Source organism: Haloglomus litoreum, from assembly GCF_029338515.1.
In the GTDB taxonomy this organism is placed as follows: Archaea; Halobacteriota; Halobacteria; order Halobacteriales; family Haloarculaceae; genus Haloglomus; species Haloglomus litoreum.
Genome location: NZ_CP119988.1, coordinates 1,164,931 through 1,184,364, shown reverse-complemented (window position 1 = coordinate 1,184,364; position 19,434 = coordinate 1,164,931). Strand labels below are relative to the sequence as shown.

Below are 19,434 nucleotides of genomic sequence, written 5' to 3'. Positions count from 1 at the left end.
AGGCCAGGTGAGCCAGTAGGATCATCAATCAACCCAAGTATAAACAGATTACCAATCACATACTCTATATAATAAAAAGATAAAATCATATACATAAATGCAAAATCATCTTTATTCCCAATAATATGATAGAAACTACTATATTGATGCGTAAATTTTCTAATATGTGCCCTATATTCTGATAATATCTCTTATTGTCAAGATATATATTATGTATATATCGCAAGTTGAACAGCTGCAGTATCCGTCAAGAGACTATGGCCATCCACAGGCCGGATGGCCGGAGGGCCATCGTACCTCGAGGTCGAGATATAATTAACAACCGTACATCTGTTACGGCTCAGGAACTGGTCCCGAGCCCGCCAGCAACCCGTTGACCGAGGTCTCGGAGCGGTTGCTCCCCGAATGCATGGATACCGAACGGGCTTTCGGCCATGTAGCCCCTCGCGTATACGCATCCTGGATTCCAGACATCGGTTTCGACGTATCGGCGTGAAAATATATGCCGAATACTGATCTTGTCCGGTGAAGCCTCGGTGATCTGGGGCTCCACCGTTCACATAACGTATGCGAACTGGGCCGTACCGGTGGTTCTACCCGCATCACTCGCCGGTTCGTGAATACGTAGGCATTGCTGCGGGTGATAGCCGGGGCGTGTTCGTCATTCGTATAGTGAAGAGAGGAGACCGTGGGTTGTAACCGGAAGTGCGTTCGGTATCGGGGAAAGGTATAAGCGCGTGACTCGGGAACATACATCAATGCTCTCGACATCGTCCTCTCGTCACGTCAAGTCCGTCCGGACGGGGTTTCGAATCGTCGAGGTTCTGCAGAACCAGGACGGCGCGGAGATCACCGAACTGGCCGAGCACCTCGACCTCGCGAAGAGTACCGTCCACAACTACCTGAGCACTCTCGAATCGATGGGCTACGTGCGGAACCAGAACGGGACGTACCGCATCGGGCTCCGGTTTCTGACCCACGGGATGGCCGCGAGGAGCACGCTCGGCATCAGGGAGGAAGTTCGGGCTGCTCTCTCCGACGTGGCCGAGGAGATCTCGCAGGCAGCGTGGTGGATCGCCGAGGAGCAGGGCCGAGGGATCTTCGTCGAGCGTGCCGTCCCCGAGGGCACGCAGGCGGTCTACGGCCGGATCGGGAAGCGGTCGTACCTCCACACGCACGGCCCCGGCAAGGCGATCCTCGCACACCTCCCCGAGGAGTACGTCCGTCGGATCATCGACCACCACGGGCTCCCGGTGTACACGAACCGGACGATAACGGACAGCGAGCGACTGCTGGAGCAACTGGCGGAGATCCGCGACCGAGGGTACGCCTTCACGGACGGGGAGACGGCGCTGGGCGTCCAGTCCATCGGCGTCGCGTTCGAGGACGAACAGGGCTGCTCGCACGCGCTCGGCGTGTTCGGCTACTCCCACGACTTCGGTGGCGAGAGCCTCGACGAGGACATCCCGATGCTGCTGGCGGACCGGGTCGAGGAACTCTCGCGCACGCTGACCGCGGCGAGGAGCGAGCGATGACCGCGACGGTTCCACCGGAGGGGATCCGGACGGTCAGCGACGCCGTAGAGCGGATGGCCGCCGAGCGGGGGGACGAGACCTTCCTCCGGCACCGGGATCGCACGATGTCCTACGCCGAACTCGACCGGACGGCCAACGCCATCGCCGACGAGTTCCGCGCGCAGGGCGTGGGCCCGGGCGACCACGTCGGACTCTTCCTCTACAACTCCCCCGAGTACGTCTGCACGTTCTTCGCGCTCGCGAAACTCGGCGCCGTCGCCACCCCGATCGACACCCGATTCACCGGAGATACCCTGGCCTACGTCCTCTCGACGTCGGACATCGAGATCGTGCTCGTCGACGACCAGACGCGGGCGGACTACGAGTCCGTCCGGAGCCGGGTCCCGGGACTGGGGGCGGAGTACTTCGTCTCCGACCCGCCAGTGGACAGCCCCTACCGGGACTTCGAGAGTCTGCTCGGCGGGCGGACGTCGCCCCCGGAGGTGTCGGTCGAGGAGTCCGACACCGTCTCGCTGACGTACGTCCAGCAGCACTCGACGAACCAGCCGAGGGGCGTGTTGATGCCGCAGTTCTCCTACGTGAACACGGGCTGGGAGTCGTGTCGGACCCTGTTCGACTACGACGAGGACGACCGGATCTTCACCACGCTCCCGCTGTACAGCATCTTCACCTTCCAGCTCGGCGTGATGGGAACACTCCTCGCGGGCGGGGAGTTCATCATCGAGGACGGGTTCGTCCCGGAGCGTTTCTGGGACCAGATCGACCGCTACGACGCCACGGTCTTCCTCTATCTCAGCCGGATGCTCTCGGTGCTGTACAACCAGGACATCGAACCCGAGGGGGGCGAGACCCCCGCCGAGGTCGCGGTCGGCGCCAGCCCGGGCTTCGCCTCGGACGAGGGGCTCTTCCGGGCGTTCGAGGACCGGTTCGACATCACCCTCCTGGAGGGGTACGGGACGACGGCGGTCTCGACCATCGCCGCCTACAACAGCATCGACGACCGCAACCTCGCGAGCGTCGGGAAACCACCATCCTACGCCGAACTCGAGATCGTCGACGAGGACGACTGGCCGGTCCCGACCGGCGAGCCCGGCGAGATCGTCGTCCGGCCGACGCGCCCGAACGCGATGATGACTGGCTACTACGGCAATCCCGAGCGCACCATCGAGGACTGCCGGAACCAGTGGATCCACACCGGCGGGATCGGCTACCGCGACGAGGACGGCTACGTCCACTTCGTCGCGACCAAGGAGAACTCCATCTACCGCGGCCGGATCGCCGGGCGCATCTCCTCGCTCGAGATCGAGAGCGTCATCAACGCCCTGCCCGGCGTCGAGACCTCCGCCGTGGTCGGCGTCGTCAACGAGGGCGGCGGCGAGGAGGTCAAGGCCGTGGTGGTCCCCGAGGACGGGGTCGACATCACGCCCGTCGATGTCTGCAAGCGCTGCGAGCAACAGCTGCCCTACCTGAAGGTCCCCCGCTACATCGAGATCCGGTCGGAGTTACCCCGGACGCCCTCGGGCAAGGTCAGCAAGGAGGCCCTGCGCGAGGAGGCTACAAGCGGCGTTTGGGACCGCAATAGCGGCTACGATCTGAGCCGCTGAGGCCGCCTCTGTGTACCGTGCCGGGCCCCCGGCCGAACTCAGAACCGCGTAACGGTCGCGAGCTCCTCCCTGTCGACGTTCTCGAAGCTCGCCCGGGCGATCGACCGGAGGTGGACCTCGTCGGCGCCGTCGAAGATGCGGAACGCGCGGACCTCCTCGTAGAAGTGCGCGATGGGGAGGTCACGGGCGATGCCGTTGCCGCCACACAACTGCAGCATATCGTCGATGATGTCGTTGACGACGTTCGCGGCGAAGACCTTGCACATCGCGACCTCGGTGCGCGCCTCGTTCCCCCGAGCGATCTGTCGGGCCGCGTGGCGGACCTGCGTCCTGACCGCGTACAGCCGGGTCTCCGCGCGCGCGATCTTGAACCGCAGCGACTGCTTGTTCGACAGCGCCTCGCCGAACCCCTCGCGCTCGTGGACGTACGCCTTGGCGACGGAGATGGCGCGCTGGGCCATCCCGGAGAAGCGCATGCAGTGGGTCAACCGCGCGGGGCCGAGCCGCCGCTGGGCGATCTGGAACCCCTCGTCCTTCGGGCCCAGCAGGTTCTCCTCGGGCACCCGCACGCCGTCGTAGATCACCTCCGGATGGCCGATCCCCCAGGCGTCGCCCAGATACGGCACCTCCCGCCGGAGTTCGACGCCCTCGGTGTCCGGGGGAACGAGGAAGAACGAGCAGCCCTCGTAGGGGTGGGCCTCCTGGTTCGTGCGGGCCATGACCAGCAGGACGTCGGCCTCGTCACCCTGGCTGGTCCACCACTTGTGGCCGTCGATGACCCACTCGTCGCCGTCCTTCTCGGCGGTCGTCTGCAGCATCTTCGGGTCCGACCCGCCGCCCTGCATCGGCTCGGTCATCGAGAACGCAGAGGTGTACTCCCCGGCGACGAGCGGGCGGAGCCACTCCTCCTTCTGGGCGTCCGTTCCGACCATCTCGATGGTGTGCATGTTCCCCTCGTCGGGGGCGTCCACCCGGAGCGCCGGCGGCCCCAGCAGCGACCGCCCTGCCTCCTCGAACATCGGGAGCACGTCGCGGAAGTCCAGGCCCAGCCCACCGTACTCCTCGGGGAGCTGGGGGGCGTAGAGGCCCCGGTCCCTCGCCTCCGCACGCAGCGCCTCGATCACCGCATCGGTCATGTCGCCGCCGGAGAGGAACTCCTCGCGCTCGGTCGGGATGACGACCTCGTCCATGAACGCCCGCGTCCGCTCGACCAGCTCGCGTGCCGTCTCGGAGTCATCGAATGCTAGCTCCATGCCGGACGCTCACCCGACGGTGTCATATAGCTTGGCCCGGGTGGAGTCGGAGAGTCCGGTCGCCTACCGCCGTTTCCACGCCGGCTCGCGGTCCTCGAGGAAGGCGGCGACCCCCTCGGCGTGGTCCTCGCTCTCCATCAGCAGGACGAGCATCTCCTTCAGGTAGCGGTAGGACCGCTCGAACGACATGTCCCGCTGGTTGTAGTACGCCTCCTTGCCCATCGAGATCATGACGGGACTGTTGGCGGCCAGCTCGTCGACGAACGCCGCGAGTTCGTCGTCGAACGACTCGGCATCGTACACGTCCGTGACGAGCCCGATCTCCCGGCCCTCGGTGGCGGAGACGTGCTCGCCGGTGAACAGGAGCTTCAGTCCCTGCTTCTCGCGGACCGCCGGCATGATCGACGCCATCGCCTGCATCGGGAACATCCCGACGTTGACCTCTGGCGTCCCGAACTCGGCGTCGGCGGCGGCGACCACGAACTCGCAGGCCGCCGCGAGCCCGCAGCCCCCGGCGAGGCAGTACCCCTCGACCGCCGCGACGGTCAGTGCCGAGGTGGCGACCATCCGCTCGAACAGCTCGCTGAGTTTCCCCGAACTCCGCCGGCGCTCCTGCATCGACGGCGTCCCGTCCTCGTCCATCCCCGACAGGTCGCCCCCCGAACAGAAGGTGCCATCGGCGCCCCGGACCACGACCACGCGGGCGGGACTCCCGTCCGCGGCGTCCATCACGGCCATCAGGCCGTCGAGCACCCGGTCGTTGAGCGCATTGTGGGTCTCCGGGCGGTCGATGGTGGCTCGCACGACCACGCCGTCGTCGCTGGTCGTGACGCTCAGGTCCTCGTTCGAGGCCGCTGTCGGATCCGGTGTCATGGTTACAGGTCCCGCCCGCGCTGCGGAGCGGTCGCGGTAACTGGGGCCTGCCGACGGCCTAAAGCTTTTCCTCGGCGCGCTGCCCGTCTCGGTCGAGTCGCCTGACGACGGCCCGTGAGCCTCAGAACAGCACCGTCCCGTGGTAACGGTCGTAGCTGCGGCGCTGCTTGTTCCGGAGCGCGCCGAGTCGCTCGACGAGCTGTTCACGCAGGTCTCCGGCGGGGACGAGTTCGTCGACCTGCATATTCGAGGCCTGTTTGCGGATATCCTTGCGGTACTCGGCCTTCTTCTCCTCGATGAACGCCTCGCGCTCTGCGGGGTCGTCGATGTCGTCGATCTGCCGGGCGAAGACGGCCCGGACCGCGGCGTCCGGGCCCATGACCGCGAGTTCGGCCGACGGGAGCGCGAGCGTCGCGTCCGGCTCGAAGGCGGGCCCACACATCGCGTAGATCCCCGCACCGTACGCCTTGCGGGTGATGACGCAGATCTTCGGCACCTGTGCGTTCGAGGTGGCGTAGATGAACTTCCGGCCCTTCTGGAGCACGCCCTCCTTCTCGACCGCCGAGCCGATCATGAACCCGGGCGTATCACAGAGGTAGACCAGCGGGATGCCGAACGCGTCGCACTTCCAGATGAAGCCCGCCGCCTTCTCCGCCGAGTCGGGGAAGATGGCGCCGGAGACGTGCTCGGGCTGGTTGGCGACGACGCCGACGGGCCGCCCGTCGATGCGGCCGAACCCGGTGACGATCTCCGGGGCGAAGTCGGGTTTCAGTTCCAGCCACGAGTCACGGTCGACGACGCGCTTGATCACCTGGTTCACGTCGTAGGCCTCGTTGGGCCGCTCGGGGATGGCGCTGTCCAGGCTCCCGGGCGCCAGCCCAGGTGGCGCCGGCGGCTCGGTCGGCAGGGCCGCGTCGTGGCTCTGGGGGAGGTAGCCCAGCAGCGTGCGGGCCATCTCGGCGGCGGCCTCCTCGTCGGGGACGACCAGGTCCGCGCTCCCGGAGTGCCGGGCGTGGATCTCGGGGCCGCCGAGCGCCTGCATATCGGTCTGCTCGCCGGTCATCTCCTCGACGATGCGGGGCGAGGCGATGGCCATCCCGGAGGTCCCCTCGACCATGATGAGGAAGTCACAGAACACCGGCGTGTAGGCCGACCCGGCGATGTTCGGGCCGTAGAGGATGCCGATCTGTGGGACCTGCCCGGAGTGGATACACTGGTTGAAGAAGGACTTCCCACCCGTGTACCGGTCGGCGTGTGACTGTGTCTCGTCGCGCTCGCCGGGCGTGAGTCGCGCGCCCGTGGAGTCGATGAGCCGGACGATCGGCGCCCGTGCGTCCACGGCCCGCTCGCTCAGCCGGATCTGCTTTTCGATCCCCTGGGAGCCGATCGAGCCCGCCTTCACCGTGTAGTCGTTGGCCGAGAAGTAGACCCGCCGCCCGTCCATCTCCGCGACGCCGGTGACGAGTCCGTCGGCGGGCGTCCAGTCGTCGTTGTGCTGGCCGGCGAAGGTGCCGTCCTCGAACCGGACGTCGTCGAACACGAGGTCCATCCGCTCGCGGACGAACAGCTTGCCCAGCTCCGCGATCTTCTCGTGGCCACGCTCCGGCCCCCCAGTCATGATCTCCTCGATCTCCTCGCGGAGGCGTTCCTCGCGCTCCGTGATGACCGCCTCGTCGAACGCCGTGGCGGGAGGGTCGTCGCCGTCACCGAGTTCGATCGGCTCGCCGACGTGCCGGGAGATGGCCGTGATTATCGCGCGCGCCGTCTGCTCGTCGAAGTCACCGTCGATGTCGATTTTCATTGCTCTGAGCGGGCCGCTGGCTCGGCCGCCGAGACGCTGGCGGCGAGGTCGTTGGCTGGTCCAATCCTCCCGGCGGTAATAACTGTGGGGGTGAGTACCGCACCGCGAGGGAGCCGACTGCCGCGTCCGGACCGACGAAGGACCTAAGTGGCATGGCAGGGACTCTCGGACGAAGTGCGTGCCCGCCTACCGGTGTGTCTTCGCGACGGCACCGCACGTCCCCATGGCGACGCTGCCGGGCGACGGCCCCCCGCGGACCACCCCTCGGGACGCATCCAATCATGACGCTCGAAACCCAGCAATCCGTCAAAGGCAACGACCCCGACAGGACGATCATCTCCGCCGCGCTCACCGGTGCACTGACGACGCGCGACCAGTGCGAGGCGATTCCCTATACGCCTGAGGAGATCGCGAAGGACGCCGCCGCGGCCCGCGAGTCCGGTGCGGCCATCGCCCATATCCACGCGCGGACCGACGAGGGCGAGCAGACCGTCGATACGGAGACCTACCAGGAGATATACGATGCGGTCCGCGACCGCACCGACATCCTGATCAACTTCTCGACCGGCGCGGTCGGCTTCCCGGTCGAGGAACGGACGGAGTACCTCCGCGAGGTCGGGCCCGACATCGCCGCACTGAACATGGGCTCGATGAACTACGCGAAGTACTCCGAGGAGCGCGAGGACTTCGTCTTCAACATGGTGTTCGAGAACCCGTTCGACGACATCAGGGCGTTCGTCCGGGCGATGAACGACGCCGGTGTCAAGCCCGAACTGGAGTGTTTCGACACGGGCCATATCGGGAGCATCCGCCCGTTCCTGCAGTCCGGTGAACTGGAGCACCCGCTGCAGTTCAGCCTCATCATGGGCGTACTCGGCGGTATCCCCGCCTCGGTGGAGAACCTGGCCCATCAGGTCCGCCAGCTCCCCGACGACGCCACCTGGCAGGTCATCGGCATCAGTGAGGACCAGTGGCCGCTGGTGGCTGCCGCCCTGTCGATGGGCGGCAACGTCCGCGTCGGCCTGGAGGACAACTTCTACCTCCCGAACGGGGAGATGTCCACCAACCCGGGGCTGGTCGAGCGGGCCGCCGAGATGAGTCGCAACGTCGGACGCGAACCGGCGACACCGGACGAGGCCCGCGACATCATGGGGGTGGCGTGATGGCGGGCTTCGGCGAGACACCGGAGAGTACGGATGTATTCACCGACGACCTGTTCGAGGGCGAGGTCGCCCTCGTCACCGGCGGCGGGACCGGTATCGGCGAGGAGATCGCGCTCGGGTTCGCCGACCACGGCGCGGACGTCGCCATCGCCAGCCGCGATATGGACCACCTCGCGCCGGTCGCAGAAGAACTCGAGGAGCGCGGCGCGCGGGCGTGCGCGACGACCGTCGACGTCCGCGAGTACGAATCCGTCGAGTCGATGGTCGACACTGTCGTCGACGAACTCGGCAGCCTCGACATCCTGGTCAACAACGCGGGCGCGAACTTCGTCACGCCGACCGAGGAGCTGACGCCGAACGGCTGGCGCGCCGTCGTCGGCACCATCCTCGACGGCACCGCCTACTGCACCTTCGCCGCCGCCGAACAGATGCGAGAACAGGGTGGCGGGGTCGTCCTGGCGATGGGTGCGACGAACTCCGAGCGCGGGGCGCCGTTCCACGCCCACTCCGGCGCCGGCAAGGCCGGCATCCACAACCTGATGCAGACCGTCGCCGCGGAGTGGGCAGAGGACGGCATCCGCGCCAACACCGTCGCGCCCGGTGTCATCGAGACGGAGGGCGTGCTGGAGGCCTCGGGCGGGTCGCTCCCCGACGAACTGCTAGAGGACATCCCCTCGGGCCGCTTCGGGACGCCCGGCGACTGCGTCCCGCTGACGCTGTTCCTCGCCAGCCCCGCGGCGGCCTACGTGACGGGCGGCTACTTCACCGTCGACGGCGGACAGCTCACCGCCCCGCTCCCGTACGACTTCTGAGACACGGGAGCCGGCGGTCCCACTCTATCGGCGTCGGGTCACGCTTCGGCCCCACGGCAAAGGACTAAGTGGGTCTCCGGGGATGCGTCTCCCATGCCGCCCTTCGAGCGGACCGCCCAGCAACTACTCCGCGCCCGGGCCGAAGAGCACCCCGACGAACCGGCGTTCGTGTTCGTCACGGACGGCGAGCAACAGGTCACCACGTACGGCGAACTCCGGGCAGCTGCGGACCGGGTCGCCGCGGCCCTGTACGCCCACGGCGTCGGGCCGGGCGACCACGTCGCGATACTCATGGCGAACCGCCCCGAGTTCGTTGCGCTCACCTACGGGACGCTCCAGGCCGGAGCCGTCGTCAACCCCTACAACGCGATGTGGGGTGCCGAGGAACTGGGGGAGGTGCTCCGGCGGGCGGACCCCGCCGTGCTGGTGACGACGGCCCGTGACGGCGGCAGTGACCACCTGGGGCTGCTCTCGGAGGCCCTGCCGGACCTCGAGGGGACCGCCGACGGTGGCGTCGACTCGGCTGCGGTTCCGACCCTGGAACACGTCGTGGCGCTCGACCTCGGGGGCCGACTCCGGGACCCGTGCCGCGAGTACGGGGCGTTCCTCGACGCCGGGGAGGAGATGGCTGCTGGGGCGTGGTCCCCCGGCGACCACGCGCCCGGGCCGGGGGACGTCCAGTACCTGCTCCAGACGTCGGGGACGACGGGCACGTCGAAGAGCGCGATGCTCACTCACGAGTCGCTGGTACCCAACGCCTACTTCGTCGGTCGGGCCATGGGGATCGAGCCCGAGGATCGGTTCATCAACTTCTCGCCGTTCTACCACAACGGGGGCCTGGTGACCGGGATACTGATGAACACGGCGGTCTGGGGCAGCACGCTCTACTTCCAGCCACGGTTCGACCCCGGGACCGCGCTCGAAGTCATCGACGAGCACGGCATCGAGTCGATGTTCGGGTTCGGGACGATGTACGCCGCGCTCCGGGACGCACCGACCTTCGAGGAGACGGAGTTCACGATCGAGAAGGCGCTCGTCGCGGCGACCCCCTCGCAGTACGACGCGGCCGTGGCGATGAGCGACGCTCCACCCGACGAGCGGACCTTCGCGAACCTCTACGCACAGACCGAGGGCGGTCCGCTCGTCTCGGTGGTGGACGCCGACGACCCGGACGCCGACCTCCGGAAGTACAGCAACGGGCAGCCGCTGCCGGGCATCGAGGTGGTTGCGAAGGACCCGGAGACGGGCGACCGGCTCCCCCCGGGTGAGGCTGGGGAGCTCTGCTACCGCGGCTGGTCGGTATTCGAGGGGTACTACCAGCAGCCGGAGCGAACCGCGGCGGGCTGGGACGAGGAGGGCTACTGGCACTCGGGGGACTACGGCCGGGTCGACGGCGGCTACGTCTACTTCGACGGCCGGCTGGACGACGTGGTGAAGACCGGGGGCGAGAACGTCTCGACCCGTGCCGTGGAGACGTTCCTCGGGGACGCCTTCGACGACATCGCCGACGTGGCCGTCGTCGGTGTCCCAGACGACTACTGGGGACAGCGCATCGTCGCGTTCATCGAGTACGCGCCCGGGGCCGAACCCCGCTCGGCCGAGGAGTGGCGGGCGGCCTGCAAGGACCGCATCGCCGACTACAGGATCCCACGGAACTTCTTCGAGATCGACGAGTGGCCGACGACCGAGACGGGCAAGATCGTCCAGGAGTCCCTGGAGGCGGAGGCGCGCTCGCGGATCGACGGTTCCGCCGACGGGTAGCGAGCGAGGGTCCGAATCAGAACTGCGGCAGGTTGCCCAGATCCGCCTCGGCGACGTGCTCGTCGGCGAACGCCGCCCGGGCGATCGACCGGAGGTGGACCTCGTCGGCGCCGTCGCCGATGCGGAAGAAGCGCATCCCCTCGTAGAAGTCCACGAGCGGGAGATCCCGCGAGAGCCCCGCGCCGCCACAGCACTGGATGGCGAAGTCGACCGTCTCCTGGATCATCCGCGCGGCACGGACCTTGCACATCGCGACCGGGAGGCGGGCCTCGTCGCCACCGCTCACGCGCCGGGCCGCGTCGCGGGTCATCGTCCGCGTCCCGTGGAGGTCGAGTTCGCGCTCGGCCATCCGGTGGCGTAGCGACTGCTTCTCCTCCAGCGAGGAGCCGAACGCGTCGCGGTTGCGCATGTAGGCCCGCGCGACCCCCAGTGCGCGGTCGGCCATCCCGCAGAAGCGCATGCAGTGGGTGAGCCGCGCGGGCCCCAGCCGCTGCTGGGCGATCCGGAAGCCGTCGTTCTCCGCGCCCAGCAGGTTCTCCTCGGGCACGCGCACGCCGTCGTACCGGACCTCCGCGTGGCTCAGGTCGAGCACCGCGCTCTCCATCGCGGGCACGTCCCGCACCAGTTCGACGCCATCGGTCGCCGCCGGCACGAGGAACAGCGAACAGCCCTCGTAGGGGTGTTTCTCCTGGTCGGTGCGGGCCATCACGAGGAACACGTCGGCCTCGTAGCCGTTCGAGGTCCACCACTTGTGGCCGTCGATGACCCACTCGTCGCCGTCCTTCTCGGCGGTCGTCTGCAGCATCTTCGGGTCCGACCCGCCACCCGGTGCCGGCTCCGTCATCGAGAACGCCGAGCGTGCCTCCCCCTCGATGAGCGGCGGCAGCCACCGCTCTTTCTGCTCGTCCGTCCCCGCGAGTTCGATGGTGTGCATGTTCCCCTCGTCGGGGGCGTCCACCCGGAGTGCCGGCGGGCCCAGCAGTGACCGCCCCGCCTCCTCGAAGACGGCGAGCGAGTCCCGGAACGACTCGCCCATGCCGCCGTACTCGGTGGGCATCTGCGGGCAGTAGACCCCGTAGTCGTGTGCGGCCTCGCGCAACGTCGCCAGTCCGTCCGGGGAGACGGACTCACCGGGCGCGAGGTCGCGCTCGAACGGCAGGACGACCTCCTCCATCAGATCGCGGGTCCGTTCGGCCAGTTCGCGAGCACGCTCGGAGTCCGGGTGGTCGACTAGGCTCATTCCTGCGCAGTGCTAGAGCGTATCATGATAAATAGTATCGGGTCCGGCGCCCTCCCGCGGCCACACGACCGGACCGACGCACCCAGTGTGTCAGGGAGAGACCAGTATTTTCACCTGGCCGTCCGGGTCGATCAGCGCCTCGAACCCGTCCGCGACGACATCGTCGAGGTCGATCCGGTCGGTGACGAGCGGCTCGGGGTCGAGGCGGCCGTCCGCCAGCATATCGAGGACGGCGGCGAACTCCCCGGCGGCGGCCCGCGGTCCGGTACCGTATGCGATCGAGCCGACGAGCGACCGCTCGGCCATCATCACGAAGTTCGGTTGGATGGCTATCTCCTCCTCGAACACGCTGATGAGTACCACCTCGCCGCCGCGGTCGGTCGTGCGGACGGCGTCCCGGAGCGCTGGTTCGGCGCCGGCTGCCTCGAAGGCCACGGCGACGCCCCCGTCGGTCAGTCCGGAGACATGGCCGACGGGGTCGGTCTCGGCCGGGTCGAGCGTCCGCGCACCGAGTTCGCCGGCCACGGACCGCCGCCCGGCTGCGGGTTCACTGACGAACAGGCGGTTCGCGCCCGCGAGACGCGCCAGCTGTGCGACGCCCAGTCCGATAGGGCCGGCGCCGAAGACGGCCGCGTCGTCGCCGGCGCGAAGTCGCGAGCGTCGGACCGCGTGGAGCGCAACGGCGTAGGGCTCGGCGAGCGCGGCGTCGTCGAGCCCGACCCCCGCCGGGACGGGGACGACCTGCGAGGCGGGAACGACGGCCCGCTCGGCCAGTCCGCCGCCCCAGCCGGCCAGCCCGATGCTCCCGCCCGTCACACAGAGGTTGTGGTCACCGCGCTGGCAGAACTTGCAGTCCCCACACCAGATGGCCGGGTTCACCGTCACCCGGTCGCCCGCGGCGACGCGCTCGACGTCCTCGCCGACCTCGCGGACGGTCCCGCTGAACTCGTGACCCAGCGTCAGCGGCAGCGTCTCGCCGGTCAGTGGATGCGGTTCGTCCGCCGGGATGGCGATCGGGCCGGCGGCGTACTCGTGGACATCCGAACCACAGATTCCACAGTAGGCGATATCTACTGCGACATCCGTCGGCCCGACCGGCCGTGGGTCGACTGCCTCGATCCGGACATCCCGTCTCCCGTGGTACACGGCGGCACGCATGTCCCACCGTTTTCGGCGTGCCGTCAAGAAGCTGTGCCCGGTTCCCGACCGGGACCCACCTTTATCACCCATCAGACACCGTACTGGGCATGGTTCACGAGACGACAGCTAGCCTCGAGGACTGCTCGGCGGGGACCATCGAGACGCTCCTCGAGGAGATGATCCGTATCCGGGCGTTCGACGAGGCCGCACTCGACCAGTTCAGGGACGGGGATGTCCCGGGCTTCCTCCACCTCTGTCACGGGCACGAGGCCTCGCATGCCGGGATGGGCACCGCAATGGAGCCGGACGACTGGCTCGCAGTCGGCGGTTCGCGGCTCCACGGCCAGTACCTGGTAAAGGGCGTCCCGATGCGGGAGGCGATGGCCGAGATCTACGGGAAGGCGACCGGCTCCAACCACGGGAAGGGTGGGTCGATGCACCTCGCCGACCACGAACGGCACCTCTACGGACACGCCGCGACCATCGGCTCCGGCCAGAACCCGGCCGCAGGCCTCGCGCTCGCCCAGCAGATGCGCGAGACGGGGAACGTCGTCGTCTCGACCATCGGCGACGGCGGCACCTCGCGCGGGTCGTTCCACACGGCGCTCGTGTTCGCGGCGACCTGGAACCTCCCGGTCGTCTACGTGATCGAGAACAACGGGTTCGCCATCTCCTACGACGCGGGGAACCTCCCCGCCGACGAGCTATCGGCGTACGGCGAGCCCCTGGGTATCCCGACGGCGTCGGTCGACGGGATGGATCCGGTAGCCATCCACGAGGCTGTCTCGGCGGCCGTCGAGCGCGCCCGGAGTGGCGGCGGGCCGACGGTCATCGAGAGCCGGGTCGTCCGGATGCGGGGGCACTTCGAGGGGGACAAACAGCAGTACCGCGAGGACCCCGACGCCGCGGCCGGCGAGGCGCACGACCCGCTGGCGTCGTTCCGCGACCGGTTGCAGGACCGGGGCTACCTCACCGACGCGGAGTACGAGGCCCGGTACGCCGATGCCGAGTCCACCGCTGCCGACGCGGTCGCGTACGCACGGGAGAGCGAGTTTCCGGAGCCAGCGACGGCCTACGAGGACGTCTACGTCCGGCCGCTGTACGGGCAGGAGGGGACGGACGGGGGTGAGGAACGATGACGGAGCTGTCCGTCAGCGAGGCGCTCCGGGCGGCGCTCGACGAGGAACTCGCGCGCGACGAGCGGGTGTACGTCGCCGGCGAGGACGTGGGCTCCTTCGGCGGGAACTTCGGTGAGACACGGTCGCTCCAGGAGAAGTACGGCGAGACGCGGGTCCGCGATACGCCCCTCTCGGAGGTCGGCATCGCGGGCCACGCGCTCGGGGCGGCGGTGGGCGGGCTGCGGCCCGTGGCCGAGTTGCAGTTCGCGGACTTCGCCGCGACCGCCGGCGACGAGATGATCAACCAGATCCCGAAGATGGGCTACATCAGCGGCGGCCAGTTCTCCGTCCCGCTGACGGTGCTGGCGCCGTCGGGTGCGGGTATCCGGTCGGGCGCCCAGCACTCCCAGAGCGTCCACGCCTGGATGGGCAGCCAGCCGGGGTTCGTCGTCGTCACCCTGACCACCCCGTACGACGCGAAGGGGTTGCTCAAGAGCGCGATCCGGGACGACAACCCCGTCTTCGTCCTTCCCCACAAGAACCTCATGGGGAAGCGCGGCGAGGTCCCCGACGAGGAGTACACGCTCCCGCTGGGTGAGGCTGCCGTCGAGCGCGAGGGCGATGATGTCACCGTCGTCGCGACCCAGCAGCTGTTCTACCGGGCGATCGAGGCCGCCGAACGACTCGCCGGCGAGATCGACGTGGAGGTGGTCAATCCACGGACGTTCGCTCCGCTCGACACCGAGACCATCCGCGCGAGTGTCCGCAAGACCGGTCGGCTCGTCGCCGTCGACGAGACGCCGCTGCGCTACGGCACCCAGAGCCACATCGTGAGCGAGGTGACGACGAACGACTTCTTCAGCCTCGATGCGCCGCCCCAGACGGTCGGCGTCGCGGACACCCCCATCCCGTTCAGCCCGCCGCTGGAAGACGAGGTGATACCCGGCACCGACGGGATCGTCGACGCGATCCGCGACACGTTCTGAGACGGCCGTGGCACGGCCCGGTCCGTTCCGCCGCTGTGGCCCAGACAGCACGACCGCCCGAGGACCGCTCACTCCACGAGTCGATCGGGCTCCTGGAGGTAGTCGTCGAGCCGGGCGAGAAAGCGCCCGGTGTCGGCCCCGTCGAGGACGCGGTGGTCGATGGTGAGACTGAACGTGATGGCTCGCTCCAGCACGAACGTCCCATCACGCTCGAAGGCGGCCGGTTTGCGCCGGCCGATCGCCAGGATGGCGACCTGTGGGGGGTCGATGATGGAGTGGGACACGTCGACGCCGAGCGACCCGACGTTCGTCACGGTGAACGTCCCGCCCTGCAGATCCTCGGCCGTGTGCTCGTCCGCCCGGACGCGCTCGACTCGCTCCCTGCGCTCCTCGTGGACCGCCGCGGGGTCCTTCCCGGACAGATTCCGGAGGACCGGCACGACCAGCCCCTTCGGCGTGTCGACCGCGTAGCCGACGTTCACCTCCTCGACGAGCCGGTGGGTCTCGTCCTCGTACCGGGCGTTGAACGCCGGGTAGTCCGCAAGGGTCCGCGCCACCGCGACGAGGATGAGGTCGTTCAGCGAGGGGCCGGCCTCCTCCAGCCGGTCGTGGAACGTCTCGAGCCGCTCGATGGACACCTGCCGGGTACCCATCACGTGGGGCTTCTCGCGGGCGCTCCGGGAGAGACGCTCGGCGATGGTCCGCCGCGTCCCCGACAGCGTCCGGCTCTCGGTGACCGTCAGTCCGGCCGGGTCCGTGTCGGCCAACTCCTCGTACGCGACGACATCGTCCTCGGTGACCGCCCCCTGCGGGCCGGTCCCCTCGACCGCGGCGAGGTCCACATCAACCTCCCGGGCGTAGCGCTTCGCGCGCGGCGTCGCCGTGATTCCCGACGAGCCCCCGTCGTTTCCGTCGTCGGTGTCTCCGACACCGCCGGACTCGCCGCCACCGCCAGACTCCTCGGCCACCTGCGTCGCTCCCGCACCAGGGGTGCCCCCGGCTGTGGCACTCGCTCTGGCGTCCTCGTCCGCGAGCAGGTCCTCGTACTGCGGCGGCGTCTCACCCGACTCGCCGACGACCGCGATGGGGCGTCCGGGGTCGACGTCGATGACGTCGCCCTCGTCGAGATACGTCGCCAGAAGGACGCCACCGGCGGTCGCCGTCACCTCCGCGCTGGCCTTGTCGGACTCGAACACCGCCAGCAGGTCGCCCTCCTCGACCGTGTCGCCGATCTCGACCTCCCAGGCGACGAGTTCGCCCTCGTCGCTGATGCCAAGTTTGGGCAGCGTCACTACTTCCATCGATCGGCTACCGCCGGCGAACCGGTCGGCACGGGCTGGCGGTCACTCGGTGAGATACGGGTGGCTGTCGTGTCGGCGGAAGCGCCGACGCTCCCGGTTCCTCGGGGGTGCATGGAGTCATGGCGCGTGCCAGGCGACATAAACGTTCGGCCCGGGGGAGCGCTTCAGTGAGTCGCCGGGTCGGTTCACTCCTCGTCGGTCAGTGCGCTCCGCCGGACCTTGCCAGTCGTGGTCCGGGGGAGTTCCTCCCTGACGACGATCTCCCGGGGATACTCGTAGCGGGCGAGCCGGGACTTGACGTGGTCCTGAAGCTCGGCCCGCAGTCCCCCGGTCCCCTCGCGACCGGGCGCCAGCTCGATGAACGCCTTCGGGACCTCGCCGCGCTCGGCGTCCGGGACGCCGACGACGCCGGCCTGCGCGACCGCGGGGTGGCCCGTCAGCGTCTCCTCGATCTCCTCGGGGCTGATGCGGTAGCCCGCCGAGATGATGACGTCGTCCTTCCGGCTCTCGAACGCGTAGTAGCCGTCCTCGTCGACCCACCCGAGGTCACCGGTGAGTAGCCAGCCGTTCTCGATCTTGGCGTCGGTCCGCTCGGGCTTGTTCCAGTACTCCAGAAAGCAGACCGGGTCGCCCTCGTACCGGACCCCGATCTCGCCGACCTCACCCGTCGGAACGGTCGGCTCGGCGCTCTCCGGGTCGAGGATGGCGAGTTCGTGGCCCGGCCCCGGGAGCCCGAGTTTGCCGATCTTGTAGTCCGCGAGCGCGGTACAGTTCGCGACGAGCATGTTGGCCTCCGTCTGCCCGTACCCCTCGTGGACCGCGACGTCCTCGCCGAACGTCTCGAACGCCCACTCGAACGTGTCACGGTCCAGCGCCTCGCCGCCGGCAGCGATGGTCCGCAGCGACCCGAGGTCGTACGCGTCGGTGTCCTCGATCGTCTTCATCATCCGGAGGGCGGTCGGCGGGATGAACGTCACCGTCACGTCGTACCGGTCGATCAACTCGAACGCCGCCGCCGGGTCGAACCCGTCGGCCTGGTAGGCGACCACCGGCTTCCCGTAGAACCAGGCCGGGAACACGATGTCGAACACCGCGATCCAGGACCACTCCGAGGGGAGCCAGAACACGTCCTCGTCCCGGAGTTCGACGTTGCAGAAGTCCGTGAGGAACAGCGGGAGGTGGCCCAGGAAGAACCGGTGGGCGTGCAACACCCCCTTCGGGTCACCCGTGGTTCCGGATGTGTAGATGATGATCGCCGGGTCCTCGGCGGCGGTGTCGGCGGTCTCGAACGTCGTCGACCGGTCCGCGATGGCGCTCGCCAGGTCTCGCTCTTCCGCCGTCGGCTCGGCGTCGACGGTGAGCGTCGTCTCGAGCGCCGGGAGCGACGGGCGAACCTCTCGGAGCGCCTCCACGTTCACAGCGTCGACGACGCAGGCGACCGCTCCCGAGTCCTCGAGCCGGTAGCCCAGCGCGTCGGGCCCGAACTTCACGCTCAGCGGGACCGAGACGGCTCCCAGCTTCCAGCAGGCCAGGTGCGCGACCGCCGTCTCCGGCTTCTGGGGCAGGTTCACGCCGACCCGGTCGCCCCGCTCGACGCCCTGGGCGGCCAGGTAGTTCGCCAGCCCGTTCGCCATCTCGTACAAATCGCGGAAGCCGTACACCCGCCGGTCGCCGGCCGCCGTCTCGGCGTGGATCGCCGTCCGGTCCGGATCCGTCGCCCACCGGTCACAGACGAACGCCGCGATGTTGAACCGCTCGGGGACCTCCCACTCGAAGGCCGCCCGGAGCTGGTCGTAGCTCTCCCACTCCCGCTCGTAGAAGTGGTAGGCGTCCAGTCGCTCCCCCTCCGTGCTACTATCACTCATGGCATCGGAGTCCGCAGGGCAGGGTTATAGTTTCCCCGGCGCCACGGGCGGGACACAGCGAGGTGGACGACAGCGGGCGTCACGGACGACTGTCGGGGCTGGACGCGGAACGGCGTGCGGAGGGCTGTCTCGACCGGCGACCGTCCCGCCAGTAGCTATTTACCGGCGAGGCGACCAGAGACCCCATGCGAGGACTCGACGAGAAGACCGTCGTGCTGACCGGCGGCGCTTCGGGGATCGGGGCAGCGACAGCGAAACGCTTCGCGGCCGAGGGTGCCGAGGTCGTGGTCACGGACGTCGACACGGACGGCGGCCGGGCGGTGGTCGAGGCCATCGAGGCCGACGGCGGCTCGGCGGCCTTCCACGAACTCGACGTTCGTTCGTACGACGCGGTCGAGTCCGTCCTGGACGCGGTGGCCGACACCCACGGCGGCATCGATGTCCTGTTCAACAACGCCGGCGTCGGCGAGAACCGCCGCTTCGAGGAGACGGACATCGAGCACCGCGACCAGATCGTCGATGTCAACCTCAACGGCGTCTGGAACGGCTGCCGGGCCGTCCTGCCGCTGATGAAGGCCAGTGGCGGCGGCGCCATCGTCAACACGGCCTCGATGGCCGGGTGGCTCCCAGCGCCGTTCACGACCTACGCGCTGACGAAGGCCGCCGTCCTGCATCTGACGAAGAGCCTCGCCCAGGAGCTCGGCCGCCACGACATCCGCATCAACGCCGTCTGTCCGGGGGGCATCGACACGCCGATGCTGCGGGAGTGGTACTCCGAGGAGGAGAAGACCGGGATGGAGCGGCGGAGCGCGGTCGACCGACTCGGCGAGCCTGCGGAGGTGGCGGCCTGCGTGGCGTTCCTCGCCAGCGACGACGCCTCGTTCGTCACCGGGCGCGCGCTGAAGGTCGACGGCGGCTTCCTCTGAACCACCGACGCCCGGGACGAGGCGACCGGGCACCGACCCCACCCAACCGCTTATCA

General features: G+C 68.5%; 15 protein-coding genes. 8 read left to right on the top strand and 7 right to left on the bottom strand.

The features are described 5' to 3' along the window. Positions 1-758 precede the first annotated feature (758 nt). The gene (locus tag P2T62_RS05895; protein WP_276260557.1) at positions 759-1,535 is read left to right on the top strand and encodes an IclR family transcriptional regulator; all 777 of its coding nucleotides are present in this window, start codon (positions 759-761) and stop codon (positions 1,533-1,535) included. Further along, a complete protein-coding gene (locus P2T62_RS05890) occupies positions 1,532-3,139 on the top strand; it encodes a class I adenylate-forming enzyme family protein (protein ID WP_276260556.1) in 1,608 nt (535 codons plus the stop codon). Before P2T62_RS05895 ends, P2T62_RS05890 begins: the two co-directional genes overlap by 4 nt. 38 nt (positions 3,140-3,177) lie before the next feature. On the opposite strand, the gene P2T62_RS05885 is transcribed toward P2T62_RS05890, so the two are convergent. The 3 genes from P2T62_RS05885 to P2T62_RS05875 all read right to left on the bottom strand — a co-directional run bounded on the left by P2T62_RS05885 (position 3,178) and on the right by P2T62_RS05875 (position 7,066). Next, positions 3,178-4,392 (bottom strand): acyl-CoA dehydrogenase family protein, encoded by a 1,215-nt coding sequence (locus tag P2T62_RS05885; protein ID WP_276260555.1) that lies wholly within the window; start codon positions 4,390-4,392, stop codon positions 3,178-3,180. Between the two features lie 63 nt (positions 4,393-4,455). Then, a complete protein-coding gene (locus tag P2T62_RS05880; protein ID WP_276260554.1) occupies positions 4,456-5,265 on the bottom strand; it encodes an enoyl-CoA hydratase/isomerase family protein in 810 nt (269 codons plus the stop codon). A gap of 121 nt (positions 5,266-5,386) precedes the next feature. After that, entirely contained in the window at positions 5,387-7,066 is a 1,680-nt protein-coding gene (locus P2T62_RS05875) for an acyl-CoA carboxylase subunit beta (RefSeq protein ID WP_276260553.1), read from the bottom strand. A gap of 281 nt (positions 7,067-7,347) precedes the next feature. Here P2T62_RS05875 and P2T62_RS05870 point away from each other — a divergent pair, with 281 nt between their 5' ends. From P2T62_RS05870 to P2T62_RS05860, 3 genes are all read left to right on the top strand, one after another. Further along, entirely contained in the window at positions 7,348-8,229 is an 882-nt protein-coding gene (locus tag P2T62_RS05870) for a beta-keto acid cleavage family enzyme (protein WP_276260552.1), read from the top strand. Next, positions 8,229-9,041: an SDR family oxidoreductase gene (locus tag P2T62_RS05865; protein ID WP_276260551.1), complete on the top strand. Its 813-nt coding sequence runs from the start codon at positions 8,229-8,231 to the stop codon at positions 9,039-9,041. Before P2T62_RS05870 ends, P2T62_RS05865 begins: the two co-directional genes overlap by 1 nt. Positions 9,042-9,134: 93 nt before the next feature. Then, the gene (locus P2T62_RS05860; RefSeq protein WP_276260550.1) at positions 9,135-10,802 is read left to right on the top strand and encodes a class I adenylate-forming enzyme family protein; all 1,668 of its coding nucleotides are present in this window, start codon (positions 9,135-9,137) and stop codon (positions 10,800-10,802) included. Between the two features lie 16 nt (positions 10,803-10,818). Here P2T62_RS05860 and P2T62_RS05855 read toward each other — a convergent pair whose 3' ends face one another. Together P2T62_RS05855 and P2T62_RS05850 are read right to left on the bottom strand one after the other, a co-directional pair. Beyond that, on the bottom strand, positions 10,819-12,042 hold the full coding sequence (locus P2T62_RS05855; protein WP_276260549.1) for an acyl-CoA dehydrogenase family protein: 1,224 nt from the start codon (positions 12,040-12,042) through the stop codon (positions 10,819-10,821). 90 nt (positions 12,043-12,132) lie between these two features. Then, positions 12,133-13,200: a 2,3-butanediol dehydrogenase gene (locus P2T62_RS05850; RefSeq protein ID WP_276260548.1), complete on the bottom strand. Its 1,068-nt coding sequence runs from the start codon at positions 13,198-13,200 to the stop codon at positions 12,133-12,135. A gap of 89 nt (positions 13,201-13,289) precedes the next feature. Here P2T62_RS05850 and P2T62_RS05845 point away from each other — a divergent pair, with 89 nt between their 5' ends. Next, positions 13,290-14,321 (top strand): thiamine pyrophosphate-dependent dehydrogenase E1 component subunit alpha, encoded by a 1,032-nt coding sequence (locus P2T62_RS05845; RefSeq protein ID WP_276260547.1) that lies wholly within the window; start codon positions 13,290-13,292, stop codon positions 14,319-14,321. Next, positions 14,318-15,286 carry an alpha-ketoacid dehydrogenase subunit beta gene (locus P2T62_RS05840; RefSeq protein ID WP_276260546.1) on the top strand — a complete coding sequence of 323 codons (969 nt, stop codon included), beginning with the start codon at positions 14,318-14,320 and terminating at the stop codon, positions 15,284-15,286. The genes P2T62_RS05845 and P2T62_RS05840 overlap by 4 nt, the downstream gene beginning before the upstream one ends. Positions 15,287-15,354: 68 nt before the next feature. Here P2T62_RS05840 and P2T62_RS05835 read toward each other — a convergent pair whose 3' ends face one another. Beyond that, positions 15,355-16,587 carry a dihydrolipoamide acetyltransferase family protein gene (locus P2T62_RS05835; protein WP_276260545.1) on the bottom strand — a complete coding sequence of 411 codons (1,233 nt, stop codon included), beginning with the start codon at positions 16,585-16,587 and terminating at the stop codon, positions 15,355-15,357. A gap of 185 nt (positions 16,588-16,772) precedes the next feature. After that, positions 16,773-18,452, bottom strand: coding sequence for an acetate--CoA ligase (locus P2T62_RS05830; RefSeq protein ID WP_276260544.1), 1,680 nt, complete (start codon positions 18,450-18,452; stop codon positions 16,773-16,775). Positions 18,453-18,637: 185 nt separating this feature from the next. On the opposite strand from P2T62_RS05830, the gene P2T62_RS05825 reads away from it, so the two are divergent. Then, complete coding sequence (locus P2T62_RS05825; protein ID WP_276260543.1) at positions 18,638-19,378, top strand: SDR family NAD(P)-dependent oxidoreductase; 741 nt, start codon at positions 18,638-18,640, stop codon at positions 19,376-19,378. The last annotated feature ends 56 nt before the right edge of the window (positions 19,379-19,434 follow it).

Excerpts from the sequence above, each read along its gene's own strand:
- P2T62_RS05895 (WP_276260557.1), top strand. The coding sequence starts at position 759 with ATGCTCTCGACATCGTCCTCTCGTCACGTCAAGTCCGTCCGGACGGGG.
- P2T62_RS05885 (WP_276260555.1), bottom strand. The coding sequence starts at position 4,392 with ATGGAGCTAGCATTCGATGACTCCGAGACGGCACGCGAGCTGGTCGAG.
- P2T62_RS05880 (WP_276260554.1), bottom strand. The coding sequence starts at position 5,265 with ATGACACCGGATCCGACAGCGGCCTCGAACGAGGACCTGAGCGTCACG.
- P2T62_RS05855 (WP_276260549.1), bottom strand. The coding sequence starts at position 12,042 with ATGAGCCTAGTCGACCACCCGGACTCCGAGCGTGCTCGCGAACTGGCC.
- P2T62_RS05860 (WP_276260550.1), top strand. The coding sequence starts at position 9,135 with ATGCCGCCCTTCGAGCGGACCGCCCAGCAACTACTCCGCGCCCGGGCC.
- P2T62_RS05850 (WP_276260548.1), bottom strand. The coding sequence starts at position 13,200 with ATGCGTGCCGCCGTGTACCACGGGAGACGGGATGTCCGGATCGAGGCA.
- P2T62_RS05875 (WP_276260553.1), bottom strand. The coding sequence starts at position 7,066 with ATGAAAATCGACATCGACGGTGACTTCGACGAGCAGACGGCGCGCGCG.
- P2T62_RS05870 (WP_276260552.1), top strand. The coding sequence starts at position 7,348 with ATGACGCTCGAAACCCAGCAATCCGTCAAAGGCAACGACCCCGACAGG.
- P2T62_RS05845 (WP_276260547.1), top strand. The coding sequence starts at position 13,290 with ATGGTTCACGAGACGACAGCTAGCCTCGAGGACTGCTCGGCGGGGACC.
- P2T62_RS05865 (WP_276260551.1), top strand. The coding sequence starts at position 8,229 with ATGGCGGGCTTCGGCGAGACACCGGAGAGTACGGATGTATTCACCGAC.
- P2T62_RS05890 (WP_276260556.1), top strand. The coding sequence starts at position 1,532 with ATGACCGCGACGGTTCCACCGGAGGGGATCCGGACGGTCAGCGACGCC.
- P2T62_RS05840 (WP_276260546.1), top strand. The coding sequence starts at position 14,318 with ATGACGGAGCTGTCCGTCAGCGAGGCGCTCCGGGCGGCGCTCGACGAG.
- P2T62_RS05830 (WP_276260544.1), bottom strand. The coding sequence starts at position 18,452 with ATGAGTGATAGTAGCACGGAGGGGGAGCGACTGGACGCCTACCACTTC.
- P2T62_RS05825 (WP_276260543.1), top strand. The coding sequence starts at position 18,638 with ATGCGAGGACTCGACGAGAAGACCGTCGTGCTGACCGGCGGCGCTTCG.
- P2T62_RS05835 (WP_276260545.1), bottom strand. The coding sequence starts at position 16,587 with ATGGAAGTAGTGACGCTGCCCAAACTTGGCATCAGCGACGAGGGCGAA.